At 67.7% G+C, this 7746-nt stretch carries 6 protein-coding genes and 1 pseudogene; 1 reads left to right on the top strand and 6 read right to left on the bottom strand.

Going from position 1 to position 7746, the window contains the following annotated elements:
* From ABIR74_RS02285 to ettA, 3 genes and pseudogenes are all read right to left on the bottom strand, one after another.
* Positions 1-206 (bottom strand): annotated as a pseudogene (locus ABIR74_RS02285) (ABC transporter ATP-binding protein); the annotation flags it as partial.
* Positions 203-1945 carry an ABC transporter ATP-binding protein gene (locus ABIR74_RS02280; protein ID WP_348174995.1) on the bottom strand — a complete coding sequence of 581 codons (1743 nt, stop codon included), beginning with the start codon at positions 1943-1945 and terminating at the stop codon, positions 203-205. The gene ABIR74_RS02280 and the pseudogene ABIR74_RS02285, both read right to left, overlap by 4 nt.
* A 99-nt stretch (positions 1946-2044) precedes the next feature.
* Complete coding sequence (gene ettA / locus ABIR74_RS02275; RefSeq protein ID WP_348174994.1) at positions 2045-3718, bottom strand: energy-dependent translational throttle protein EttA; 1674 nt, start codon at positions 3716-3718, stop codon at positions 2045-2047.
* Positions 3719-3796: 78 nt separating this feature from the next.
* Between ettA and ABIR74_RS02270 the strand changes: the two genes are divergently transcribed.
* Positions 3797-5434 (top strand): cyclic nucleotide-binding domain-containing protein, encoded by a 1638-nt coding sequence (locus tag ABIR74_RS02270; RefSeq protein WP_348174993.1) that lies wholly within the window; start codon positions 3797-3799, stop codon positions 5432-5434.
* On the opposite strand, the gene ABIR74_RS02265 is transcribed toward ABIR74_RS02270, so the two are convergent.
* The 3 genes from ABIR74_RS02265 to ABIR74_RS02255 all read right to left on the bottom strand — a co-directional run.
* A complete protein-coding gene (locus ABIR74_RS02265; protein ID WP_348174992.1) occupies positions 5431-5994 on the bottom strand; it encodes a DJ-1/PfpI family protein in 564 nt (187 codons plus the stop codon). The genes ABIR74_RS02270 and ABIR74_RS02265 overlap by 4 nt on opposite strands.
* A gap of 78 nt (positions 5995-6072) precedes the next feature.
* On the bottom strand, positions 6073-6525 hold the full coding sequence (locus ABIR74_RS02260; protein ID WP_348174990.1) for an NUDIX hydrolase: 453 nt from the start codon (positions 6523-6525) through the stop codon (positions 6073-6075).
* Positions 6471-7746, bottom strand: a 1276-nt coding sequence (locus tag ABIR74_RS02255) for a CHAD domain-containing protein (protein ID WP_348174989.1), incomplete at its 5' end; no start/stop codon positions are given. The genes ABIR74_RS02260 and ABIR74_RS02255, both read right to left, overlap by 55 nt.

The raw sequence follows: 7746 nt of genomic DNA, 5'->3' as shown, positions 1-7746 counted from the left end.
ACGACACGGTCGATCTCCGCCGTGTCGATCTCGGTCTGCAACCCCTGAACCAGCGAGCCGAGGAGCGGCGGGCCTACGAGGCCGGTCGCGGCGGCAAGGGCATGGAGAACGAGCACACCGATCATTGCGCGCCGATGGCGCCTCGCGAGGATTGCTGCCTGACGGCGCATCTCCTCGGGGCCGGCGATAGGCAAAAGCTTGCTCATGCAGTCTCGCCTCGGGTGACGACGTCGCGATACGCGCTACTCGTGCGAAGGAGGTCTCGGTGTGTCCCGCTCGCGTGGACTTTCCCGTCGGCAATGAGCACGACCTTGTCCGCACGATCGAGCACGAGCGGACTTGCTGTCACGACGACGGTCGTGCGGCCCGCTCGGAAGTCGTGGAGCTGAGCTGCAATCCGAGCCTCCGTGTGGGCATCAACGGCGCTCGTGGGCTCGACGAGGACGAGGATCTCTGCGTCCGAGAGCAGTGCCCTGACGAGCACGAGTCGCTGTCGTTGTCCACCCGAGAACGACCGGCCGCGCTCGTCGACGACCTCGTCGAGACCCGCCGGAAGCGCGACGAGCACGTCCTCCGCAGCTGCGACCTCGATCGCCGCCGTGATCTCGTCGTCGCTCGAACGCCCCCACGGATCGAGCTCGCTCCGGAGCGTGCCGGAGAAGATGAGCGGGTCGGGCTCGCTAACGAGGATCCGTCGTCGCACGACCTCGAGGGGCAGCCGGTCGATTGGCGTGTCCCCGAGCATCACGCCGCAGTCGTCGACGATGCGTCCGAGCCGATCTGCGAGCGCGCTCGTCTCGTCCGGCGTCGCCGACACGAGGCAGGTCAGACTGCCGGGCTCGATCGAGAGACCGGAGTCCGGGTCGACGAGCGGAGCGCCGGGCGGCGGCTCGGCCAGCGGCTCCGCTGGATCCTCGACGGCTCGCTGGACGGCGAGTACCCGCAGCATCTTGCGGGCGCCGACATGCGCACGCGTGAACTTCTCCACCGCCTCGGCAGACGTCCGTAGTGGGATGACGAGGAACCCGGCGTATCCATAGAAGGCGATCAGCTCGCCGGCGGAGATGTCTCCCGAGGCGGCGAGGCGCGCACCGACCCACGTGACGAGGACGACGAACAACCCTGGCAGGAGCACCTGTGCCGAATCGAGCGTCGACTGGGGCGTCGCCACGCGCACGCCGCTGACGCGAACCGCCTCCGAGCGCTTCTGGTAGCGGTCGAAGAACACGTCCTCGCCGCCGACGCCTCGCAGGACACGAAGGCCGGCGGCGGTGTCGGCCCCGAGCGCCGTGAGGAGACCGACCTCGTCGCGCTGTACCCGCTGCCTGACGTGGAGCGGCTTGATCACGAAACTGAGTGACAGCGTCAGGATCGGCACGCCGATCAGGACGATGAGACCGAGAGGTACCGACGTCGCGAGCAGGATCACCGCGACGACGATGTACGAGACAACGCTGCCCGAGAGGCGCGCGAGAATGTCGAAGGCCCCCCCGGCGCGAAGCGCGTCATTCGACACCGTCGCCACGACCTCGCCGGTCGAGAGCTCAGCCCGTACTGCATCGCCGGAGCGCGCTGCATGATGGCCGACGACCTGCGCGAGCCTGAACGACGCCTGGAGCCAGACCTGGACCGAGAAGCGGTGGCGGAAGACGCCGGCAACAGCCTGGATGACGCCGAGCACCGCGAGGAGAACGCAGAAGCGGACGAGCGCGTCGCGGTTGTCGTCGACGATGCCCTGCTGGATCGCCTGACCGATCGCGTACGGCATCAGCGCCTGCGAGACCATCCAGATGATCCCGAACACAATCGCCACGAGGATCGTACCGATCTGGTGGCGGCCCACCCAGACGAGCAACCGGATCGGCGAGCGGGTATCCGGCCGCCCCGGGTCGGCGACCGGTAGATCGATCACGGCCGTGCTACCGCGGCCGCGCCGCGTCCGCATGTGCCAGAAAAGCGTCCCACACGCTTCGGCGTCACGGGCGTGCTACCGCGGCCGCGCCGCCTCCGCATGTGTCAAAAAAGCGTCCCACACGCTTCGGCGTCACGGCCGGACGAGAGGCTTGTACGCGATGCGGTGTGGTTCGAGCGCCTCTGCGCCACGGGTCTCGGTGACCCACGCGACGTACTCGCCCCATGTGCCTTCGAACCATGTCGCCTGCGAGTCGCCCTCGAAGGCAAGGATGTGCGTCGCGATGCGGTCGAGGAACCAGCGATCGTGGGTGATCACGACCGCACACCCGGCGAAGTCGATCAGCGCGTCTTCGAGTGCCCGCAGCGTGTCGACGTCGAGGTCGTTGGTCGGCTCGTCGAGGAGCAGCACGTTACCGCCCGACTTGAGGAGCTTCGCGAGGTGGACGCGATTGCGCTCACCGCCCGAAAGATCCTTGACGAGCTTCTGCTGGTCGCCGCCGCGGAAGTTGAACCACGAGGTGTACTGGCGTGAGTTCACCTCGCGCTTCCCGAGCAGCACGATGTCCTGGTTCTCGGAGATCTCCTTCCACACCGTGTTCTGCGGGTTGAGACCACCGCGAGATTGATCGACGTACGCGAGCTGGACCGTCTCACCGACGCGGAGCTCGCCGTCATCGGGCATCTCCTCACCGGCGATCATCTTGAAGAGCGTCGTCTTGCCCGCACCGTTCGGCCCGATGACTCCGACGATGCCGCCCGGCGGGAGCGAGAACGTGAGGTCCTCGACGAGCAGCCTGTCGCCGAATCCCTTGACGACGTGCTCGGCGTCGACGACGAGGTCGCCGAGGCGGGGGCCGGCGGGAATGTGGATCTCGACGCCCTCGACCTTGAAGTGCTCGTCATCTGCAAGCAGCTTCTCGTACGAGGAGATGCGCGCTTTCGACTTCGCGTGCCGGGCGCGCGGGCTCATGCGCACCCACTCGAGCTCCCGCGCGAGCGTCCTGCGACGCGCCGACTCGGTCTTCTCCTCGACAGCGAGCCGGGCCTGCTTCTGCTCGAGCCAGGAGGAGTAGTTCCCTTCGAACGGCAGCCCCTTGCCACGATCGAGCTCGAGGATCCAGCCGGCGACGTTGTCGAGGAAGTAGCGGTCGTGGGTCACGGCCATCACGGTGCCCTTGTAGTCCTCGAGGAACCGCTCGAGCCAGGCGACCGACTCCGCGTCGAGGTGATTCGTGGGCTCGTCGAGGAGGAGAAGATCGGGGGAGGCGAGGAGCAGCCGGCACAGCGCGACGCGCCGCCTCTCGCCGCCGGAGAGCGTGGTGACGTCCCGGTCACCCTCGGGGAGGCGCAGCGCATCCATGGCGCGGTCGAGCGCCGCATCGAGACCCCACGCATCGTGGCGGTCGATCTGTTCTTGCACCTTCGCCTGTTCGGCGAGGAGCGTGTCAAAGTCAGCATCGGGCTCGGCGAATGCGGCGGAAACAGCGTTGAAGCGGTCGAGCAGGTCGCGCAGTTCGCGCACGCCGTCCTCGACATTGCCGCGCACGTCTTTGGTCTCATCGAGCTCGGGCTCCTGCTGGAGAAAGCCGACGCTCGCTCCAGGATGGAGCTCGGCGACGCCCGAGGACGGCTCCTCGAGGCCCGCCATGATCCGCATCAACGTCGACTTGCCCGCGCCGTTCGGTCCGAGCACGCCGATCTTCGCCCCGGGCAGGAACGAGAGGGAGATGTTCGCGAGCACCTGCCGGTCGGAGCCATAGAACTTGTCGACCCGGTACATCGTGTAGACGTAGTCGCTGCTCATCGCTCGCGAAGGGTAGTGCATAGTGCCGCCGCAGCGGAAACAGCTCCTTCCAGCCCGACGGACTGCAAGGATCGCCAGATGCCGTTTACGGATCGTGAGCGGAGAACAGCCCTCGGGCGTGTGCGCTCGTACCTCGGCGCGCTCGGCTCGGTCGCCGGCGTGGTTGCGAGGAGCCGAGCGCTCCGGCGGATCGAACTGTCCTTCGCGTTCTTCAAGACGACCGAGACTGCGACGTGGATCGCAATGCTCGTCTACGCCTTCGAGAAGGGCGGTGTGACGGAAAGCGGCCTGCTCGCGGCGGCCGTGCTCGTTCCGGCAGCCATCATCGCGCCACTCGCCGCCGCGGTAGCCGACCGGTATCGACCCGGAGTGGCGCTGGTCGTCGGTTATGTAATCCTAGCTCTCACGTGCCTTGCGGTCGCTGCCGCGATGGCCGCCGGTCTCTCGAGGCTTCCGGTCTACGTGCTCCTCGGCTTCGTTGCTGTGGCGTTGACACTGATCAGGCCGTCCCAGGTCGTCTTCGCTCCGGCGTTCGCCCGCACGCCCGACGAACTGACCGCCACGAATGTCGTCAGCGGGTGGATCGAGAGCCTCGCTGCACTCGTCGCGCCACTCATTGCGGGCGTCCTTCTGGCTCTCTACGCATCGGCGGCGGTCTTCGTCGTGATGGGCGCTGCCTGCGCTGCGGGCGCACTGCTGATCTTCCCGCTCCGCTCCGTCGTCGCGGCGACGCCGCCGAACTACGACATCAACGCATTCGACGGCCTGCAACTGCTCAGGCGTGATCGCAACGCGCGCTTGCTCGTTCTTCTCCTCGCTGCGCAGTTCGTCGTGATCGGAGCGCTCGACGTGCTCTACGTCGAGTTGGCGCAGGGTGTCCTCTCGCTCCCAACGTCGTGGGTCGGCTATCTCGCCGCTGCGTTCGGCGCCGGGGGGATTGTTGCCGCCATCGTCGGCGCAACGATCGTCGGAAGTCGTCGACTGATCGTGCCCCTTGGACTATCGCTCGGCGTCTGGACGGCCGCACTCCTCCTACTCGCCGCCACGGCCGCGCCGGCCACTGCGCTGCTCCTCCTTGCCATGGCCGGCGGCGCGCGGGCGACCTTCGACGTCGTGGGCAGGACGCTTCTCCAGCGAGTCGCGCCCGTGAACGTCCACGGGCGGGTCTTTGGATTACTCGAGGGGCTGGCGATGGCGGCCCCCGCGGTCGGCTCGTTCCTCGCGCCGGCCCTGATCTCGATCGGCGGAGCCTCGCTCGCCTTCATTGGCGTCGCCGCGATCCTGCCGCTCGCTGCCCTCGTCGCAGGACGCCGCTTCCTCGCGATCGACCAGCATGCTCGTGTCCCGGTGGTCGAGATTGCGCTCCTGCGCTCGCTGCCGTTGTTCGCACTGCTTCCGCCACCGACGATCGAGTCGCTCGCGCGGGCACTCGAGCCGCTCTCGGCCAAAGCAGGAACGGACGTCATTGTGCAGGGAGACTCCGGGGAGACGTTCTACGCCATCGCCGACGGCACCGTGGACGTGGTTCGCGACGAATCTCGCGTGGCCGGACTGTCGCGGGGCGACGGCTTCGGCGAGCTTGCCCTGCTTCACAACCGACCGCGGAACGCGACGGTCACCGCGAGGAGCGACTGCCTGCTCTACACCCTCTCGGCCGATGTCTTCGTCCCGGCGCTGACGGGGAACGCGCGACCGATCGACGAAGTCAGGCCCTAGACCGCGACCATCGCGCGGTCGAGAACGTCGAGGAACGCCCGCGACCACTCGGCGAGATCACCCCAGCCGCGGCACGAGACCATGTTCTCGTCGACGACTGCAGCACCGTCAACGTACTCGCCTCCGGCCATCTCGATATCCGGTGCCAAGGGGCCAAAGCCCGAGCTCCGACGTCCACGCAGGAGGCCGAGCGCCGCTGGCACCTGAGGGCCGTGACAGAGAGTGCCGACCGGCTTCCCCTCGGCGAAGAAGTGGGCGACGATGCGGGCTACCTCCGGGTCGACCCTGATGAACTCGGGAGCACGTCCGCCCGGGATCACGAGCGCCGCGTAGCCCGTTGGGTCGACATCCGCGAAGGCGAGATCCACTGGGCAGGTTCGGCCCTGCCGCTCGACGTAGGTGTCCCAACCGGGCTCGAAGTCGTGAACGACGAGCTTGATCGGGCGCATCGTGGGCGCGGAGACATGAGGCTCGTATCCCGCTTCGACAAGCCGGTACTTGATGTACATGGTCTCGAGATCCTCGGCCGCGTCACCAGCCAGGATCAACACCTTCGACATCTGTCCTCCTGCGTTCGCGTGTGCACTGATCCTATCGCCTCGCTCCGGCACAGAGAAGACGTGCGTCGTGTCGATCTGTTACTGCCTCACCGGCCAGACAGACAGCAACAGGTCGACGTCACGTGGGTAGGTGAGCAGCTTTGCGGCTTCGTCAACCGTCACCCACCGCGCAACGTCGACCTCGAAGTCGAAGTGCAGTGCTCCGGCGACGACCTCCATCACCCAGTAGCGCACCGTCTTCGGCCGCTTTTTTGCGTCGAGATAGGAGGTCGGCTCGAGCTCCCTCGCGAGCGAGCAGCGTAGCCCTGTCTCCTCCTCGACCTCGCGGATCGCGCACTCCTCGTCGCTTTCACCCGGCTCGACCTTGCCCTTTGGGAACGTCCAGTCGTCGTACTGCGGCCGATGCACGAGAAGCACCTCCCCCTCGGGACCGACGCCGCGGATCACGATCCCTCCCGCGGCGCGAACGACCTTGCTCAGCGGACTGCCCGCCGCGCCGCCTCGTCGAGCCTTTGCCACGTTGCGGGCCATGCTGCGCGAGCCTCACCCTTCCGGTCGCGCTCGAGCTGCACGAGCCGACCTGCGGCGAATGCTCCCGTGGGCTCCGACTCGGCCCACGCGCGAATCCGCGCCTCTGCAAACACGGCGTCCTGATGATCGCCAAGGACGTCCTGCAGTTGCTTTGCGATCGCCACGAATCGCTCGCCCGGTCGACCGAGTTCGGGTGCGGCGAGGTCGGCCGCGTAGCGCGCTCGCTTCACAGCAATACGCGAGCGGTGGAGCACCTCGTCGGCGGGATCGTCACCGAGAGCCGCGAACGTCCTCCGCATTCGCTTCGCCTCGCGATGGAAGATCGCTGCGAGCGTGGTCTCGTCTCCGGTCAGAGGGGGCGCAACGGCGCTCTCAAGGCGCTCGAGCAGCGCGAAGTAGCGCACATCGCCGAGGACCTCGACGACAGCAGCGTACGCCGCCGACCGCTCCTCCTCGAGCACGATGAGGAGTCCGGCCGCACCATCGCCATCCTCACCGAGAGCGGCGACCTCGTCTCGGAGACGCTCGAGCATGACGTCGAGGTCCCGCGCCGGCCCGAGATGCCCGCCCAGCCAACCGAGCTCCTCGCGAAGAGACACGGCCCACTCCTTCTCGACGAGAGCTCCAGCTGCGCGCAGAAACGCCCGGAGGCGGCGGGTCGCAACCCTGAGCTGGTGGAGGTCTTCCGGGTCGACGCCGCGCCGTGTCCCGGGATCGTGGATCAGGAGCTCGCGGTACTCGTGGCCGAGCGCGACGGCGAGTGCCTCGCCGGGCGATGCGTCCTTCTCGATTGTCCGGGACGGCGCAGGTGCAGGGATGCCAAGCGCACGGTGGAGCTTCGGTAGTAGGGTCCCCTGCTCGACCGCTCCGCTGCGGCGCATCGCCTTGACGAGCTGGCGCAGATCCCGCTCGTCGCCCTCCACAAGCTCGATCTCGATCTCGCGGAACCGTCGTGCGACCCGCTGCCCCTCGAGGACGGAGACACTGTCGTCGACGATCTCGGCGCCGTTCGCCCGGATCGTCTCCCGGCGGGTGCGGAGCCTCGCGACAGGGACGAGCTGCCTCCCCCGGAGGTAGGCGGGGAGAAGGTCCACGAGCTCGACCGGGGGCCGCGTCGCCTGTCCCGCCACCTCGAGCTCGAGCCTCGCGGACTCACGCGGGAGCTTCAGCTGCCAGAGCCCTGTCCCGTCCTCGACTCGATGGCGAAGAGTGACACCGTGC

The sequence above is a fragment of the Gaiella sp. genome (assembly GCF_039915195.1).
Taxonomy (GTDB): Bacteria; Actinomycetota; Thermoleophilia; order Gaiellales; family Gaiellaceae; genus Gaiella.
The sequence above is the reverse complement of the archived record's forward strand: the minus strand, read 5'-3'. Positions and strand labels throughout refer to the sequence as shown.